Origin of the sequence: Anoxybacillus thermarum (genome assembly GCF_000836725.1) — a bacterium.
Classification (GTDB): domain Bacteria; phylum Bacillota; class Bacilli; order Bacillales; family Anoxybacillaceae; genus Anoxybacillus; species Anoxybacillus thermarum.
In genome coordinates, this window is record NZ_JXTH01000026.1 from 20,293 (window position 1) to 35,914 (window position 15,622).

Sequence of the window (15,622 nt, forward strand, 5' to 3'; positions counted from 1 at the left end):
TTACAAATGATTCGTTTCTTTTGAGTAGGCGCGCTTGCCAGCTTGGCGATTTTTCTCGCGCTCCATATTTTTTTCGTGTCGTTTCGCGTTATTGTCTTTTGCTTTTTTATCGTTGTCGCTTGTCATCGCTTCGTCACCCCTTTATCGGGTAGTGTAATCAATGCCCAAGATGTTTATTCAAGAAAAAGAGGGCGATCGTTCCCGGTCCGGCATGCGCTCCGATCGCGCCGCCGATGTCAGAAATGAAAAACTGCTTGCAGCCGAACGTTTCTTCAATCATCGCTTTCAGTTCGAGCGCCGTTTGTTCATCGTCGCCGTGGCTAATGCCGATCAGTTGGTTTTGAACGTCCGCTCCGCGCTCTTGCATTAACTCGACCATTCGTTTCAACACTTTTTTCCGTCCACGCACTTTTTCAATCGGGATTAATTTTCCATCCTCGACGTGAAGAAGTGGTTTAATGTTTAATACCCCGCCGACAAACGCTGCCGTTTTGCTGACGCGCCCGCCGCGCGCTAAATATTGCAAGTCATCGACAGTAAAAATATGTTCCATATGACGACAATACGTCTCAATCGTCGCCACGACGTCTTCGTACGCCGTGCCGCTTTCAGCGAGCTCAACTGCTTTTTTTACGACAAGCCCTAGCCCGAGCGATGCGCATTTCGAGTCGATGACGGTTAGTTTCGCGTCCGGATATTGTTCAAGCACTTCGTTTCGAATCATGACCGCCGTTTGATATGTGCCTGACAAGGCGGAAGAGAAGGCGATATAAATGGCAGGTATGCGCTCTTTCGCTAACGTCATAAATAGCTCTTCCATTTGCGAAGGTTTTGCTTGCGATGTTTTCGGTACGTCGCCTGCGCGCATGGCATCGTATACTTGTTTTGGCTGGATCGTCAGTTGATCATCGTAGTCTTTGTCGTTTATATGAACAGCTAACGGTAAAAAAGCAATTTGTTTTTCTTGTATAAAAGAAAGTGGCAAATCGCACCCGCTATCCGCTATAATTTTAATATTCATTTCAATCACCCCTATGTATGTACTTATTTTAAGTGTAGCGATTATTATGGAAAAAAACAATCTTATCGCTTTGTAGGAGGATGTGTTGTGGACGTAAAAAAATTGTTTGTCGTCATTATCGGTGGGTTATTAAACGCGATCGGCATGAATTTATTTTTAATTCCGGCGAACGTATATACGAGCGGATTCGCTGGAGCTGCACAGCTCATTTCTAAAGTCGTTGGCGATTATACACCGTATGTTATTTCGACAGGTTTATTGCTCTTTTTGTTTAACATTCCTGTCGCCATTTTAGGATGGAAAAAGGTAGGGAAGTCGTTTACGTTTTATAGCTTTTTAAGCGTTGTGTTTATGTCGCTATTTCTTGAAATCATTCCTGTTCGTTCGCTTTCTGAAGACATTTTATTGAACGCCGTTTTCGGCGGAGTGATTGCAGCAGTCGGAACGGGCTGGACGTTAAAATGGGGGGCGTCAACAGGAGGATTAGATATTATTGCGCTCGTATTGTCTCGCGTCAACGATCGTTCGGTCGGGACGTACATTTTTGCGTTAAACTCCATCATTATTTTAACAGCTGGATATATGTACGGATGGGAAAAAGCGTTATATACGCTCGTCACGTTATATGTGACGACGCGCGTCATTGATGCGATCCATACGCGCCATCAAAAATTAACTGCGCTCATTATTACGACAAAAGGGGAAGAGATGAAGCAAGCAATTAAGTCGCGAATGATTCGCGGCATTACAGTAATCCCGGCGAAAGGGGCGTTTTTAAACGAAGATAAAGATATGCTTATGATCGTTATTACGCGCTATGAGCTATTCGATTTAAAGCGAATCATTAAAGAAGTCGATCCGAAAGCGTTCACGAACATTATGCAAACGACAGAAGTCGTCGGGTTTTTCCGAAAAGAGTAAAGCTGCGCACACGGCGCAGCTTTTTACAATGCATGAAGTTCATCTTGCAAAGCGTGCAACTGTTTTCGTTCGGCGTCGTTGGCGTTAGCGAAAGCGGATGATAGCGCATTTTTGGCGACAGCGATGGCCCGTTCTGTGCGCTCTTCTTTTGCTTTAGCGACCGCCTTTCTTGCTTGTTGAAACAATGGATTGCCCATATTAAAATCCCCCAAGATTTGCATGATCCGCTTTTTCTGCTTTGCGTTGTTCCGCTTCCTCATACGTCATATGATACGGAATTTTTTCATCATGCTTATATACTGCATCGGCACTTTGTTGAATAAACCGCTTCGATTTGTTTCGTTTGCCCACACGACATTCCCCCTTGTTCGCCGCTTGTGACGCAAATCGCGTCGATGATAGTTTGTTCATGTTTGGGCTACAATACGTGAGGGAATTTTTTATAACTTTAATAACGATTGCAAATACATCGCGATGCCGTCTTCTTCATTCGTTTTTGTGACATCATCTGCGACTGCTTTAAGCGGCTCGATCGCATTGCCCATCGCGACGCCGATTCCTGCCCATTTTAACATCTCGATATCGTTATCTTCATCGCCAAAAGCAATCACGCGCTCGCGCGGAATGCCATAGAAAGAAGCGACTTTTTCAAGCCCAAACGCTTTATGGACGCCAGTACGGACGATTTCAATGACGTGCCATGGGGCTGTCCAACTGCGATGGTCGATGACGTTGGCATGCACTTCCGATAAATATGTGCGAATGCGTGCAACGTTTTGTTCATCCGATAAAATTAAAATGCTCGTCGGGTCTTTCCGTAAAATATCGTGCAAATTTCCGACATATACGTTTGGATCCCCTAAATTAAATAAGTCAAGTAGCTGTTCGTCATGTTCGTGAAAATATACATCGTCCATCACTTCCGCTAAAATGTTGCGCACGTTATATTTTCTGCTGACGTCAATAATTTCTTTCACCGTTTCAAGCTGAAGCGGAGTATGATACATCCCCCAGCTATCATCTTTCGGATGATGGACGAACGCTCCGTTAAAATTGACGATCGGCGTTGTTAGTTCCAATTGTTCATAATACATTTTGCTTGCGCGGTACGGACGTCCTGTCGCGATGACGACGATATGTCCAGCTTGTTTTGCTTTTTGAATCACATCGTATGTACGTTCGGAAATGGTTTTATTGTCTTTTAATAACGTGCCGTCTAAATCAAGCGCAATTAAATGTTTGTCCATAATTGTTCCCCTTTTCGTTAAAATGTTCTACTCTTGTAGTGTATCGTTTTTCCAAAAAACTTGTCTATATGGTAATATAATGTTAAAAGATAACAAGGGAGATGAGAAGATGGTAACGATTATTCGCGAGACAATCGCAAACGTTCCTTGTTTGCACGTTGTAAAAGATGATGATATTCATCATATGCGGCCGCTCGTCATATTTATTCATGGATTTACGAGCGCAAAGGAACATAATCTTCATTTTGGCTATTGGCTTGCAGAAGCAGGATATCGCGTCGTTTTGCCGGATGCGTTGTATCATGGGGAACGCCCAAATTCGCTCTCTGACGATAAATTATATTTGTCGTTTTGGGATATTGTGTTAACGACTATACGTGAATTAGAAGATATAAAAAATGAACTTGTGGAGCGAAACCTTGTTGATCCTGATCGTATCGGTGTCGTTGGTACGTCGATGGGAGGCATCGTGACGTTTGGGGCGTTAACAAAATATGATTGGATTCGCGTCGCTGGTTCGCTCATGGGCAGCCCGTGCTATCAAACGTTTTTCGATTTACAGCTGCAATTTGCTGAGCGAAAAGGGATGACGTTGCCGCTTTCGAATGAACAAATTGAAACGTTGCGCAACACGTTAATGACGTACGATTTATCGTTGCAGCCTGAAAAATTAAACGGTCGTCCGCTTTTCATTTGGCACGGAAAACAAGATGATGTCGTTCCGTTTGATTATACATATGCCTTTTATAAACAAATCGAGCCGTTCCATCAGCCCCTTATGATGCTTATCGATGAACAGGCGGGACATAAAGTGACGCGCGAGGCATTTTTACAAACGGTTCAATGGTTTGTCACACATTTATAAAAAAATGTGACACACATCACAAAGAAAAAAGAAGGAGGATGGTACAATCGAAGAAGAAGGAGGGATCGTGATGGTTATTCCAAAACAACATGGCGCTTGGGCGATGTTGCTTATTCCGTTTTTATTCGGGATCGATATCGGTCAAGCGACGTGGCTTCATTTGCCGCTTTTTATCGCATGGTTTTTTCTTTATTTAGCGACATATATATGGACGTTAATGATTAAAAAGCAAGCGAACGCTCATCATAAAAAATGGTTTGCGGTGTATATGTTGCTCGCGATGATGTTTGTTTCCATTCCCATTGCTTACAAGCCACCGCTCATGTATTTCGGTTTAGCCATGATTCCGTTTTTTTCCGTAAATATGTATTTTGCGAAAAAGAAAAAAGAGCGCTCGTTTACAAACGATGTCGCTGCAATCATAAACTTTTCGATCGGCGGGCTTGGAAGCTATTACGTAGGTACAGGGAACATCGATGAAAAAGCGTGGTTTTTATTTATTGCCTCTATGCTGTTTTTCATTGGAAGTACATTTTACGTAAAAACGATGATTCGCGAAAAAAATAACCTATGCTATAAGCGGGCATCATGGCTGTTCCATATCATCATTATTGTCGCATGTGTGGCAACGGGAAACGGTTGGCTTGCCCTTGCATATGTGCCAAGTGCCGTGCGAGCGATTTATTTTTATGGAAAAGTGATGTCGATTAAAAAAATAGGGATTTATGAAATTGTCAATGCTGTTTATTTTGCGCTTGTCATTATGATCGTTTATTAAGCCGACAAATGTGTCGGCTTATTTCATATTGCATATATCAATCGGACAGCTTTCACAGCGAATTTCATCTTTTAAAAATTGCACATCGTGAATCGTTATTTTTCCTTTCTCGACAGAAATGATGCCGAGTTCTTTTAATTCTTTTAACAGCCGGCTGACGACTTCGCGCGCGCTGCCGCAAAAATTGGCGAGCTCTTGATTGGTCATCGGCGTATTAATGAAAATGCCGTCTTCTGTTTCCACACCATAGCTGTTCGCTAAGCGAATAAGCGTTGAATAAAGCGCCCCTTTTTTTCCGTGCAAAATTAAATCGCGTATTTTCGTTTGCATTCGTTGCAATTGTAAATGAATCCATTGCATAAACTGTAACGAAAACGCATGATCCGTCAACAACTTTTCTTCAAGTTGCTGTTTGTGAATGACAGCTAACGTTCCTCTTTCCATCATTTTTGCACTTACCGTACAGACGCACGTCAATTGAAACGGAACGATCTCCCCGAACGCATCGCCTTGTTCACAAATGCGAAGCAATAGTTCGCGCCCTTCCTCCGTCGTTTTGCTTAATTGCACTTTTCCCGCACATACAACATATAGCTCGTTTGCCGCTTCTCCTTCGCGAAATATATATTCTCCTTTTTGCATATCAATCATATGGTGAGGAAGGGAAAGAAGATCGGATAAGGAGATCGGTTGAATTGTCATACACTAACCACCTTTTATTATTGTCTACTTCCATTAAAAAGAAAAATACATATTCGGTCAATAAATGAATGAGAAAAATGAAAAAATATTTAAATATACATTTGATTTTATTTTTATGCAGTATTATAATGATAACTAAATTTATAACAATATACAGAAAGTGGGGAGCTGTTTCATGAAAGTCTCCATTATTGGAGCGACAGGCTATGGGGGCATTGAGCTCATTCGCTTATTGCAACATCATCCGCATATGCGCGTCGCTTCTGTTCATTCATCTTCACAAGCAGGTGTTTTGCTGCAACATGTGTATCCGCATATTGGGGGGCGTTTCGTCTTGCGCGATATTCGAAGCGATGATATTGAAGGTGAGCTTGTGTTTTTAGCGACGCCACCTGGCGTATCGAGCGAATGGACGCCGAAATTGCTTGCGGCGGGACATAAAGTCATCGATTTATCTGGAGACTTTCGTTTGCGCGATGGAAACGTATATGCGAAGTGGTATAAAAAAGCGCCGCCGAACGAAGAAGTGCTCAAACAGGCGGTATACGGTTTAACGGAATGGAATCGCGAGCACATTGCAAACGCCAGTTTAGTCGCCAATCCCGGCTGCTATCCGACAGCGACGTTGCTCGGATTAGCGCCGCTTGTCATTCAAAAGTGGATCGTGCCGCATTCGGTTATCGTTGATGCAAAATCAGGTGTATCAGGTGCAGGACGTGGAGTGTCGCTTGGCGTTCATTTTGCGGAAACGAATGAAAACGTAAAAATATACAAAGTAAACACACATCAACATATTCCAGAAATTGAACAAATGTTACGTGATTGGAACGAACAAATGGGGCCGATGACGTTTAGCACGCATTTAATCCCGATGACGCGCGGCATTATGGCGACGATATATGCGGAAGCGGCATGCATCGTATCGCTTGATAGAATGATAGAGTTATATAAAGAAACGTATAAACATTGTCCGTTCGTGCGCGTTCGGGAAGCAGGTTCTTTCCCATGCACGAAAGATGTGTACGGTTCAAACTATTGCGATATAGGCATCGGTTACGATGAACGAACGAATCGCATCACAGTTGTAAGCGTGATCGACAACTTAGTGAAAGGCGCGGCGGGGCAAGCCGTTCAAAACGCCAATGTGATGCTTGGATTAGAGGAACAAACCGGACTCACATCGATGCCGATGTATCCGTAAATGGGGTGGAGAAGATGAAGTTGATCGAAGAAAAGGTGAAATATGTCGCGGATGGAACGATTGTCACGCCAAAAGGATTTCAAGCTGCTGGTGTGCATGCAGGGTTACGTTATACGAAAAAAGATTTAGGGGTAATCGTTTGTGACGTGCCGGCATCGTGTGCGGCCGTTTATACGCAAAACGTGTTTCAAGCCGCACCGCTTCAAGTGACGAAACAAAGCATTGCGGTAGAACAAAAGCTTCAAGCGGTCATTGTCAACAGCGCATATGCGAACGCATGTACAGGAGAACAAGGGTTAAAAGACGCATACGAAATGCGAAAGTTGTGCGCGGAGACGTTTGGTCTCCCAGAACATCTCGTTGCTGTTGCATCGACAGGGGTGATCGGTGAATGTTTACCGATGGAAAACATTCGTGCGAGCATTCCGAAATTGAAACCGACAGCCCAATTGGCTGGGGCGGTTGATTTTCAAACAGCGATTTTAACAACGGATCTCGTCATGAAAAAAACGTGTTATGAAACGGTCATAGACGGTCAAGTCGTGACGGTCGCCGGGGCGGCAAAAGGATCGGGAATGATTCATCCAAATATGGCGACGATGCTTGCTTTTATTACGACGGATGCAAACGTCCCATCAGACGTATTGCAAGATGCGCTTCGTTCCATTACGAACGTGTCGTTTAATCAAATTACGGTCGATGGGGAAACGTCAACGAACGATATGGTTATCGTCATGGCAAGCGGGTTAGCAGGCAACGAGCCGCTTTCCCCGCAACATCCAGATTGGGCAAACTTTTATGAAGCGCTCCGTCAAACGTGCGAACATTTAGCGAAACAAATTGCTCGCGATGGAGAAGGGGCAACGAAATTAATTGAAGCGCGCGTCAAAGGGGCGCGAACGGACGAAGAAGCAAGATGGGCAGCGAAACATATTGTCGGTTCCAACTTAGTGAAAACAGCGGTATACGGAGCGGACGCAAACTGGGGGCGCATTATTGGAGCGATTGGACATAGCGGAGCATTCATAAACCCGAATTGCGTAGACGTATGGATCAGTTCGATTCAAATGTTAAAACAAAGTCAACTGATGCCGTTTTCTGAAGAAGAAGCGAAAGCCGCTTTAATGGAAGACGTCGTCGTGATTACAGTCGATTTGCACGTCGGCAACGGGGAAGGCATTGCGTGGGGCTGTGATTTAACGTACGACTACATTAAAATTAATGCAAGTTATCGCACGTAAGGAGGGGATGGATGTGATTGTCATCAAATGCGGGGGCAGCGTGCTTCATGAGTTATCCCCATCATTTTTTACGAGCGTGCAACAATTGAGAAACAGCGGGCTTGATGTTGTCATCGTGCATGGTGGAGGACCAGATATTGGACAGTTGTTACATGCGCTCAACATTCCGTCTGAATTTGTAAACGGATTGCGAAAAACGACAAAAGACGTGTTAGACGTTGTTCAAATGGTGTTAAACGGAAAAGTGAACAAGACGCTCGTCTCGCTGTTACAAGTAAACGACATTCGCGCCGTCGGTTTGTCCGGTGTCGACGATCGCTTGTTACAAGCGAAACCAATTGACTTACAGACGCTCGGCTATGTAGGAGAAGTCGTACACGTTCATGTGAAGATTGTTCATGCGTTGTTGCGTCACGGATACGTGCCCGTCATTGCACCGATCGGAATGGATGAGCATGGCCAGACGTATAACATTAACGCAGATACAGCAGCGGCGGCGATTGCACAGGCGCTTTCAGCTGACAAACTCGTTTTTGTGACAGACGTCGCTGGCATTTTAAACGATGGAGAAGTTGTCAAAGAAGCAACAGCACATATGATTGAAGCGATGATTGCAGATGGAACGATTTCAGGAGGAATGATTCCGAAAGTGAAAGCGGCTCTTCAAGCGCTCAACTCCGTCAATGAAGTCGCTATTGTAAGCGGAAAAGTTCCGTTTTATAAAGAAGGAACGTGGCATGGAACGATGATGAAGAAAGAGGTGTACGTATGATTTTTCCAACGTATCAACGGTTTCCGATTACAGTTGCTAAAGCGGAAGGAACGAAACTCATCGCGACAGACGGAACACAATATCTCGACTTTGTTGCAGGCATTGCGGTATGTAATCTCGGTCATCGTCACCCCGCTGTGCAACAAGCGCTTGAGGCGCAGTTAAACGAAGTATGGCACGTGTCTAATTTGTTTCATCTTCCGCTTCAAGAAGAAGTCGCTTCTCTTCTTGTGCAACATTCCGTTGGCGATGCGGTGTTTTTTTGCAATAGCGGAGCGGAGGCGAACGAAGCAGCGATCAAGCTGGCGCGCAAACATACAGGACGGTCGAAAATCATTACGTGTGAACAGTCGTTTCACGGTCGAACGTTTGCGACGATGACAGCGACCGGGCAAGCGAAAATTCACGATGGATTCGGCCCGTTGTTGCCGACGTTTACGTATGTGCCGTTTAATGATATCGCTGCGTTAGAACGAGAAATGGATGAAACGGTGGCAGCTGTCATGGTCGAAGTCGTGCAAGGCGAAGGTGGTGTTGTCGTCGGAGAAAAGTCATTTTTGCAGGCAGCCGAACAGCTTTGCCAGACGTACGGTGCATTGCTCATTGTCGATGAAGTGCAAACAGGCATCGGAAGAACAGGAACATTGTTTGCTTATGAGCAGTTCGATATTTCTCCTGATATTATTACCGTCGCAAAAGGATTAGGAAGCGGTTTTCCGGTCGGGGCGATGATCGGAAAGAAACATGTCGTATCGGCGTTTAGCGTAGGAGTACACGGCTCAACGTTTGGCGGAAACGCTTTGGCGATGGCAGCAGCGAAAGCGACGCTTCAAATTGTAGCACAACCGTCATTTTTACGGGAAGCACAAGAAAAAGGAACATATTTTAAGCAGAGATTAGCCGAACAGTTAAAAGACGTTCAAATCGTGCAAGATGTGCGCGGTTTAGGGTTGATGATCGGCATTGTATGCAGTGAACCAGTTGCGAATATATTGCCCCATATTCATGAGCGTGGGCTTCTTGCTTTAGCAGCGGGACCGAATGTCATTCGTTTATTGCCACCGCTCATCGTGACGAAAGAAGAGCTTGACGAGGCGATAAATATATTACAAAAAGCGTTAACGTCATATGAACGCGACTTTTTATACGCATGAGTGAATAAAAATTCTTTTTGTTTAATAAACATTCGTTTGGGGTGTGAACATGGAGGCGTATTTACATTTACAAAACGGCAAAATGTTTGCCGGAAAACTGGAAACGGCATGGACGGGAGATATTGCGGGGGAAGTTGTTTTTTTTACAGGGATGACAGGGTATCAAGAAGTGTTAACAGATCCGTCGTATAAAAATCAAATCGTCGTATTTACGTATCCGCTTATTGGGAATTACGGGATTAACGAAGTCGATTTTGAAAGCAAACAGCCGCATGTAAAGGCGGTCATCGTTTATGAGGCGGAGGAGACAGGGTATCATTACGAAGCAAAGTACAGTTTGAAACAATATTTGCAAAAATGGAACGTTCCGCTTCTCACCCATGTCGATACGCGAGCGGTCGTAAAACAAATTCGTGAACATGGGGCGATGCCTGCTGTGATTTCAACGAGCCGGCAGGCGGCCGTGCAAGTGGAAGAACAAGCGCCCGTGCCGCTCGTGAGCACATCGGACATACAAACGTACGGAAACGGTCATATGCACGTTGTTTTGTTTGATTTCGGATATAAAAAGTCAATCGTTCATTCGCTAATGGCGTACGGATGTCGTGTGACGGTCGTTCCGTACAATACGACGTTACAAACGGTTGAACAACTTGAGCCAGACGGGGTGTTATTATCGAACGGACCGGGAGACCCGAAACAATTGTCCTACTATTTGCCAAATATTTTGGCGGTCATCGAACGGTATCCAACGCTTGCAATTTGCCTTGGGCATCAGCTCGTTTCGCTCGCTTACGGCGGGGATACGGAAAAATTGCCGTTCGGGCATCGCGGAGCAAATCAGCCGGTATATGATGCGAAAACGAAAAAAGTGTTTATGACTTCGCAAAACCACGGCTATGTTGTCAAGGCAGAAAGTTTAGCGCATACGCCGCTTTCCATTCGTTTTATTAACGTCAATGACGGTTCGGTGGAAGGTGTCGCCCATGAAACGAAGCCAATTTTATGTGTGCAGTATCATCCTGAGGCGCATCCTGGACCAAACGATACGCAATTTATTTTTGCTGAATTTGTTGACATGATGAAAGCAGCAAGAAAGGAGAAAGTATATGCCTAAAGATTCAACGCTTCGTTCGATTCTTGTGATCGGTTCAGGTCCGATCGTCATTGGGCAAGCGGCAGAGTTTGACTATTCGGGAACGCAAGGTTGCTTAGCATTAAAAGAAGAAGGATACCGCGTCATTTTAGCAAACAACAATCCAGCGACAATTATGACGGATGAAGTGCATGCGGATGCGGTATATTTTGAGCCGCTGACGGTAGAAAGCATGGAAAAAATTATCGCAAAAGAGCGACCCGATGGGCTATTAGCTACGCTTGGCGGACAGACTGGGTTGAACTTAGCTTTTGCTTTACATGAACAAGGTATTTTACAAAAGTATAACGTTCGCTTGCTCGGTACACCGATCGAATCCATTCAGCGCGGTGAAGACCGCGAAGCGTTTCGGGCGTTAATGTATGAATTAAATGAGCCAGTGCCAGAAAGCGAAATTGTGACGACTGTTGAAGAAGCGGTGCAATTTGCAAAACAAATCGGATTTCCGATTATCGTTCGCCCGGCATATACGCTCGGTGGAACAGGGGGCGGCATCGCACAGACGATGGAGGAGCTTGTTGACATTGTCACAAAAGGATTGCAGGAAAGTCCGATTACGCAATGTTTAGTTGAACGGAGCGTCGCGGGATTTAAAGAAATTGAGTATGAAGTGATGCGCGACCATACGAATACGTGCATTACGATTTGCAATATGGAAAATATTGATCCTGTCGGCATTCATACGGGCGATTCGATCGTCGTTGCTCCGTCGCAAACGTTGACAGATGTCGAATATCATATGTTGCGTTCAGCTGCCATTAAAATTATTTCGGCTCTTGGTGTTGTCGGGGGATGCAACATTCAATTTGCGCTCGATCCAAAAAGTAAAAAGTACTATTTGATTGAAGTCAATCCGCGCGTGAGCCGATCATCTGCCCTTGCATCAAAAGCGACAGGCTATCCGATCGCAAGAATGGCGGCAAAATTAGCGGTCGGTTATACGCTTGCAGAACTAGTGAATCCAGTGACAGGACATACGTATGCGAGCTTTGAGCCTGCACTCGACTATGTCGTCGTGAAATTTCCGCGCTTTCCGTTCGATAAATTTTCGTTTGCTGATCGTCGCCTCGGCACGCAAATGAAAGCGACAGGAGAAGTGATGGCGATCGATCGTAATTTTGAGCGAGCGTTGCAAAAGGCGCTTCATTCGCTTGAGTTAGATCATATCGGTTTATATTCACCAGCGCTTGCGAAACAGCCGACGAAGGCGTTAGTAGATATCGTCAAAGCGGGAGAAGATCGCCGCTTTTTCGCTATACTCGAGCTGCTTCGCCGCGGCATAGCGACAGAACAAATATACGAATGGACGAAAATGGACTTATATTTTTTAACTCGTTTTGCTCAGCTTATTGCGCTTGAACAACAAGCAAAAGAAACGACGCTTCATTCAATTGATGAACAAACGCTTCGCATGCTAAAAGAAAAAGGGTTTTCCGATGCGTATTTAGCGTATATATGGAACGTTGATGAAAAAGATGTGCGCCAAAAAAGAAAAGCATATGGCATTGTCCCTGCCTACAAAATGGTCGATACGTGCGCGGCCGAATTTTCAGCAGAAACGTCGTACTATTATTCGACATATTTTGGCGAAAGTGAAATACAAACGAGCGATCAGCCGAAAATGCTTATTCTCGGATCAGGTCCGATTCGCATCGGGCAAGGAGTTGAATTTGACTATAGCTCGGTTCATTGCGTATACGCTTTGCAACAAGCGGGATATGAAGCGATTTTAATGAACAATAATCCTGAAACAGTCAGCACCGACTTTACCGTTGCCGATCGTTTATATTTTGAGCCGCTCACGGTAGAAGATGTGTTAAATGTCGTGGAAGCGGAAAACGTCGAAGCGGTCATCGTGCAATTTGGTGGTCAAACGGCCATTAACTTAGCGAACAAGCTTGAATCGTACGGCGTGTCAATTATTGGCATGAATAGTGAGATTATTGACCAACTAGAAGATCGGGAACGTTTTTATGCACTCCTTCAGTCGCTTGACATTCCACATGTGAAAGGAACGACGGCAAACGACAAAGAGGAATTAATGGAAAAAGTGGAACGTATCGGTTATCCACTTTTGCTTCGTCCATCGTACGTCATTGGCGGACGTGGAATGCATATCGTTTATGATGAACAACAGCTTGCTTCACTTATACAACAAGAGATGGTGTATCCGGTGTTAATTGACGAATATGTACGCGCAAAAGAAGGAGAGCTTGATGCGATTTGTGACGGACATGATGTGTTCGTTCCGACAATTATTGAACATGTCGAAAAAACAGGCGTCCATTCTGGCGATAGTTATGCATTATTGCCTGCTCAATCGTTTACGGAAGAAGAAAAAGCGAAAATGATCGATTATACGAAGCGAATAACAAATAAGCTTCATTTCAAAGGGTTAATGAACGTGCAGTTTATTGTGCGAGATGGGGAAGTGTACGTCTTAGAAGTCAATCCGCGGGCAAGCCGCACCGTTCCGATCGTCAGTAAAGTGACAGGTGTGCCGATGGTTCAACTCGCGACAAACGTATTGCTTGGGAAATATTTGTCGGAAGACGTCAAACAATCGGTTTCTATCCCATATGTTGTCTTAAAGTATCCGGTGTTTTCCACATATAAGTTGCCGGGTGTCGATCCGCTTGTCGGTCCAGAAATGAAGTCGACAGGGGAAGGAATTAGCATTGCAAAAACAGTGCAAGAAGCGGCATATAAAGCGTTTTATCCATATATCGTAAAGAAAAAAGAAGCGTATGAAATATATGTCGATGCACCAGCTGAGGCGAAGGTGTTGGGCGAGCAAGCGAAACAACAAGGGCTAACGATTGTGACAGATGAGCCGTTCGAACGATGGGTCGAGAAAAAAGAAGCGCTTGCCTTTGTAAGCTTCATGCGCGATGAACAAAGTGCATGGCGAAGAAAACAGGCGCTCGCTCGACATGTGCTCGTATTGACGGAAGAAGAAACCGCGCGTTTGTTTGTCCAAGCGTGGTCGACAAAACATTTTTCCGTTTGTTCCATTCAAGATTGGTTAAAAAATTTACGTGAAGTGGTGAGAAAATGAACATGACAGCAACGATTCAGTTAAAAGGGAAAGATTTTTTAACGTTGGCGGACTATTCGAAGGAAGAAATCGAATATTTGCTTCATTTGGCGCTTGAATTAAAAGAGAAGCAACAAAGCGGCGAACGATACATGCCGCTAAGTGGCAAAACGCTCGCGATGATTTTTGAAAAGCCGTCAACGAGAACGCGCGTTTCATTTGAAGTTGGCATGGTTCAATTAGGCGGTCATGCACTTCATTTAAGCAGCCGCGATTTGCAAATCGGACGTGGAGAAACAATTGCAGATACGGCGCGCGTATTATCGGAATATGTCGATGCAATTATGATTCGCACGTTCGAGCATGAAAAAGTAGAGGAGCTTGCCCATTATGCAACGATTCCTGTCATTAATGGGTTGACTGATGACGATCATCCGTGTCAAGCGCTCGCTGATTTATTAACGATTTATGAAGTGAAAGGAAAACTTCAAGGGCTAAAGCTTGCCTACATCGGCGACGGAAACAATATGGCGCATGCGTTAATGCTTGCGGCGGCAAAAGTCGGCATGGATTGTGCGGTCGCTTCACCGAAAGGATATGAGCCGAAAGAAGCGGTTGTCAACGAAGCGAAAAACATCGCAAATGAAAGCGGTGCAACGATCGTTGTAACAAACGATCCGTATGAAGCGCTTGTCGATGCAGACGTTGTATACACAGATGTATGGGCAAGCATGGGGCAAGAGGCGGAAGCAATCGAACGGATGCACATCTTTGCACCGTTTCAAGTCAATGAAACGCTCGTCCAACAAGCAAAAAGCGATTTTATGTTTTTACATTGCTTGCCTGCTCACCGCGGTGAAGAAGTGACAGAAGGTGTGATTGATGGCGTGCATTCGTACATTTTCCAACAAGCTGGAAACCGTCTTCACGCACAAAAAGCATTGCTCGTTTCGTTGCTGTAGCATTTGGATATCGATCCGTTATTTCTCATCATCGTTTTGAAACAAAATGGACATATTATGAAATGATCAGAAGATGAGGAGGGATACGGATGGGACAAAGCCGACATTTTCGCCCCGGGCAAAAAGCGCCGAACAACGGGATATATATTGAAATAGGCGAGACAGGAGATCAAGTGAAAAATCCGAAAAAATTAAAACTAAAAGCAGGTGACCGTTTTCCAGAAACGTCGAATCATAATCGGATATGGACGTACTTTCCAAAACCGTAAGTGTGAGTAAAATATTTGTGGGTGACATTCAGGAATGATTCCCCGACGAGGGTTGCGAACTTTTGTTCGCGACGCTCGTCGGGGCCACCAAGCGAAGCGCGGTAGAAAAAAGCAAATGTCATGCAAAAAGGACTCTCTCCCTGCTATGATGGTGATGACCAACATCAATAAAACAGGAGGGAGAGAGTCCATGAAACATTTTACCACAGAATGGCCTTTATTAAAAGAGCTGGAGGAACAATTAGTCAGAACTCTTCAAAAGGTGTTCGCTGTCTTGTTGGCGGCCCTTTTGGAGG

At 44.7% G+C, this 15,622-nt stretch carries 17 protein-coding genes; 11 read left to right on the forward strand and 6 right to left on the reverse strand.

Features of this window, described 5'->3' with window-relative positions; all coding sequences use genetic code 11:
• Window positions 1–126 carry a DUF3941 domain-containing protein gene (locus tag LH47_RS15170; RefSeq protein WP_003395443.1) on the reverse strand — a complete coding sequence of 42 codons (126 nt, stop codon included), beginning with the start codon at window positions 124–126 and terminating at the stop codon, window positions 1–3.
• A 31-nt stretch (window positions 127–157) separates the two neighbouring features.
• On the reverse strand, window positions 158–1,021 hold the full coding sequence (locus tag LH47_RS07805; RefSeq protein WP_043966284.1) for a DegV family protein: 864 nt from the start codon (window positions 1,019–1,021) through the stop codon (window positions 158–160).
• An 87-nt stretch (window positions 1,022–1,108) separates the two neighbouring features.
• Here LH47_RS07805 and LH47_RS07810 point away from each other — a divergent pair, with 87 nt between their 5' ends.
• Complete coding sequence (locus tag LH47_RS07810; RefSeq protein WP_003395441.1) at window positions 1,109–1,942, forward strand: YitT family protein; 834 nt, start codon at window positions 1,109–1,111, stop codon at window positions 1,940–1,942.
• A 23-nt stretch (window positions 1,943–1,965) separates the two neighbouring features.
• Here the strand turns inward: LH47_RS07810 and LH47_RS15175 are convergent, their stop codons facing one another.
• The 3 genes from LH47_RS15175 to LH47_RS07815 form a co-directional block, all read right to left on the reverse strand.
• A complete protein-coding gene (locus tag LH47_RS15175) occupies window positions 1,966–2,139 on the reverse strand; it encodes a DUF3813 domain-containing protein (RefSeq protein WP_003395440.1) in 174 nt (57 codons plus the stop codon).
• Between the two features lies 1 nt (window position 2,140).
• Entirely contained in the window at window positions 2,141–2,293 is a 153-nt protein-coding gene (locus LH47_RS16430; RefSeq protein WP_003395439.1) for a hypothetical protein, read from the reverse strand.
• An 89-nt stretch (window positions 2,294–2,382) separates the two neighbouring features.
• The gene (locus tag LH47_RS07815; RefSeq protein ID WP_043966288.1) at window positions 2,383–3,189 is read right to left on the reverse strand and encodes a Cof-type HAD-IIB family hydrolase; all 807 of its coding nucleotides are present in this window, start codon (window positions 3,187–3,189) and stop codon (window positions 2,383–2,385) included.
• Between the two features lie 109 nt (window positions 3,190–3,298).
• Between LH47_RS07815 and LH47_RS07820 the strand changes: the two genes are divergently transcribed.
• Both LH47_RS07820 and LH47_RS07825 read left to right on the forward strand, forming a co-directional pair.
• The gene (locus LH47_RS07820) at window positions 3,299–4,054 is read left to right on the forward strand and encodes an alpha/beta fold hydrolase (RefSeq protein ID WP_043966290.1); all 756 of its coding nucleotides are present in this window, start codon (window positions 3,299–3,301) and stop codon (window positions 4,052–4,054) included.
• Between the two features lie 70 nt (window positions 4,055–4,124).
• A complete protein-coding gene (locus LH47_RS07825) occupies window positions 4,125–4,832 on the forward strand; it encodes a YwiC-like family protein (RefSeq protein ID WP_043966292.1) in 708 nt (235 codons plus the stop codon).
• Window positions 4,833–4,850: 18 nt separating this feature from the next.
• On the opposite strand, the gene LH47_RS07830 is transcribed toward LH47_RS07825, so the two are convergent.
• Window positions 4,851–5,534: a Crp/Fnr family transcriptional regulator gene (locus LH47_RS07830; RefSeq protein WP_043966294.1), complete on the reverse strand. Its 684-nt coding sequence runs from the start codon at window positions 5,532–5,534 to the stop codon at window positions 4,851–4,853.
• A gap of 175 nt (window positions 5,535–5,709) precedes the next feature.
• Between LH47_RS07830 and argC the strand changes: the two genes are divergently transcribed.
• The 8 genes from argC to LH47_RS07870 all read left to right on the forward strand — a co-directional run bounded on the left by argC (window position 5,710) and on the right by LH47_RS07870 (window position 15,326).
• Window positions 5,710–6,735 (forward strand): N-acetyl-gamma-glutamyl-phosphate reductase, encoded by a 1,026-nt coding sequence (gene argC, locus LH47_RS07835; RefSeq protein WP_043966296.1) that lies wholly within the window; start codon window positions 5,710–5,712, stop codon window positions 6,733–6,735.
• Window positions 6,736–6,749: 14 nt separating this feature from the next.
• A complete protein-coding gene (gene argJ / locus LH47_RS07840; RefSeq protein ID WP_043966298.1) occupies window positions 6,750–7,976 on the forward strand; it encodes a bifunctional ornithine acetyltransferase/N-acetylglutamate synthase in 1,227 nt (408 codons plus the stop codon).
• Window positions 7,977–7,983: 7 nt separating this feature from the next.
• Entirely contained in the window at window positions 7,984–8,748 is a 765-nt protein-coding gene (gene argB, locus LH47_RS07845) for an acetylglutamate kinase (protein ID WP_043966301.1), read from the forward strand.
• Window positions 8,745–9,902: an acetylornithine transaminase gene (locus LH47_RS07850; protein ID WP_043966303.1), complete on the forward strand. Its 1,158-nt coding sequence runs from the start codon at window positions 8,745–8,747 to the stop codon at window positions 9,900–9,902. The genes argB and LH47_RS07850 overlap by 4 nt, the downstream gene beginning before the upstream one ends.
• Before the next feature lie 49 nt (window positions 9,903–9,951).
• Window positions 9,952–11,019, forward strand: coding sequence for a carbamoyl phosphate synthase small subunit (locus LH47_RS07855; RefSeq protein WP_043966304.1), 1,068 nt, complete (start codon window positions 9,952–9,954; stop codon window positions 11,017–11,019).
• A complete protein-coding gene (locus tag LH47_RS07860; RefSeq protein ID WP_043966307.1) occupies window positions 11,012–14,116 on the forward strand; it encodes a carbamoyl phosphate synthase large subunit in 3,105 nt (1,034 codons plus the stop codon). The genes LH47_RS07855 and LH47_RS07860 overlap by 8 nt, the downstream gene beginning before the upstream one ends.
• Window positions 14,113–15,057 carry an ornithine carbamoyltransferase gene (gene argF / locus LH47_RS07865; protein ID WP_200890857.1) on the forward strand — a complete coding sequence of 315 codons (945 nt, stop codon included), beginning with the start codon at window positions 14,113–14,115 and terminating at the stop codon, window positions 15,055–15,057. Before LH47_RS07860 ends, argF begins: the two co-directional genes overlap by 4 nt.
• A gap of 89 nt (window positions 15,058–15,146) precedes the next feature.
• Window positions 15,147–15,326: a YjzC family protein gene (locus LH47_RS07870; RefSeq protein WP_003395421.1), complete on the forward strand. Its 180-nt coding sequence runs from the start codon at window positions 15,147–15,149 to the stop codon at window positions 15,324–15,326.
• Window positions 15,327–15,622 lie beyond the last annotated feature (296 nt).

Excerpts from the sequence above, each read along its gene's own strand:
- LH47_RS15170 (WP_003395443.1), bottom strand. The coding sequence starts at position 126 with ATGACAAGCGACAACGATAAAAAAGCAAAAGACAATAACGCGAAACGA.
- LH47_RS07805 (WP_043966284.1), bottom strand. The coding sequence starts at position 1,021 with ATGAATATTAAAATTATAGCGGATAGCGGGTGCGATTTGCCACTTTCT.
- LH47_RS15175 (WP_003395440.1), bottom strand. The coding sequence starts at position 2,139 with ATGGGCAATCCATTGTTTCAACAAGCAAGAAAGGCGGTCGCTAAAGCA.
- LH47_RS07815 (WP_043966288.1), bottom strand. The coding sequence starts at position 3,189 with ATGGACAAACATTTAATTGCGCTTGATTTAGACGGCACGTTATTAAAA.
- LH47_RS07820 (WP_043966290.1), top strand. The coding sequence starts at position 3,299 with ATGGTAACGATTATTCGCGAGACAATCGCAAACGTTCCTTGTTTGCAC.
- LH47_RS07825 (WP_043966292.1), top strand. The coding sequence starts at position 4,125 with ATGGTTATTCCAAAACAACATGGCGCTTGGGCGATGTTGCTTATTCCG.
- LH47_RS07830 (WP_043966294.1), bottom strand. The coding sequence starts at position 5,534 with ATGACAATTCAACCGATCTCCTTATCCGATCTTCTTTCCCTTCCTCAC.
- argC (WP_043966296.1), top strand. The coding sequence starts at position 5,710 with ATGAAAGTCTCCATTATTGGAGCGACAGGCTATGGGGGCATTGAGCTC.
- argJ (WP_043966298.1), top strand. The coding sequence starts at position 6,750 with ATGAAGTTGATCGAAGAAAAGGTGAAATATGTCGCGGATGGAACGATT.
- argB (WP_043966301.1), top strand. The coding sequence starts at position 7,984 with ATGGATGTGATTGTCATCAAATGCGGGGGCAGCGTGCTTCATGAGTTA.
- LH47_RS07850 (WP_043966303.1), top strand. The coding sequence starts at position 8,745 with ATGATTTTTCCAACGTATCAACGGTTTCCGATTACAGTTGCTAAAGCG.
- LH47_RS07855 (WP_043966304.1), top strand. The coding sequence starts at position 9,952 with ATGGAGGCGTATTTACATTTACAAAACGGCAAAATGTTTGCCGGAAAA.
- LH47_RS07860 (WP_043966307.1), top strand. The coding sequence starts at position 11,012 with ATGCCTAAAGATTCAACGCTTCGTTCGATTCTTGTGATCGGTTCAGGT.
- argF (WP_200890857.1), top strand. The coding sequence starts at position 14,113 with ATGAACATGACAGCAACGATTCAGTTAAAAGGGAAAGATTTTTTAACG.
- LH47_RS07870 (WP_003395421.1), top strand. The coding sequence starts at position 15,147 with ATGGGACAAAGCCGACATTTTCGCCCCGGGCAAAAAGCGCCGAACAAC.